Annotated in this window: 1 protein-coding gene; it reads left to right on the forward strand. The window is 47.6% G+C overall.

The window, feature by feature from the left end; translation table 11 throughout:
* Positions 1-825 (forward strand): VCBS domain-containing protein (locus tag R7093_RS24790; protein ID WP_318146961.1); only part of this gene is annotated, 825 nt, incomplete at both ends.

An 825-nucleotide genomic window follows, 5' to 3' on the forward strand; every position in this document is an offset into this window, starting at 1 on the left:
TAGTGACACCTTAACGTTGGACTTTTCCATCATCGCGACGGATTTTGATGGCGATACCAGCACCATGGTTTTGCCTGTCACCATTCAAGATGACGTTCCTACGATTGAGAATGTCGAGCCTCTCACTGTAGATGAAAATGACTTAATTACGAATGGTGGACAATCAAACGCACTGTTGGTTGAAGGGCAGTTCACGACCACGCAAGGCTCAGATGGTGTGGTTCAGTACCAGCTTGAAACAGGTTCAGACCCGTTAAACGGTTTGACCTCCAACGGTCAAGTTATCACGTTGGCCGAAGTCAGTAATGCCGACGGTAGCTTTACCTACACGGCGACGGCAAACGGCAATCCGGTATTTACGTTACAGGTAAACAGTGACGGGAGTTACTCGTTTGAACTGCAAGGGGCTGTTGATCATGCTCCAAATAGTGACACCTTAACGTTGGACTTTTCCATCATTGCGACGGATTTTGATGGCGACACGAGCAAAATTACGTTGCCAGTCACGATCGTTGACTCATTGCCAGTTGTAACGGATTTTGAAGCGATCAGTGTTGATGAAGACGATCTGGCTGGTATCGGTTCAGACCAAAACGACCCAGTTTCAATTGATGGCCAGTTTACGACCACTGAAGGTGCAGACAGAGTTGTGAGTTACCAGCTTGACTCGAATGCGACACCTGTTGATGGATTAACCTCACAAGGCGTAGCCGTCACAATGACGGAAACTGCCAATTTTGATGGCAGCTTCACCTATACGGCAACGGCAGGGACAAATCCGGTATTTACATTAACAGTCAATCCCGACGGCAGCTACAACTTTAC

The sequence above is a fragment of the Vibrio sp. 1580 genome, from assembly GCF_033340055.1.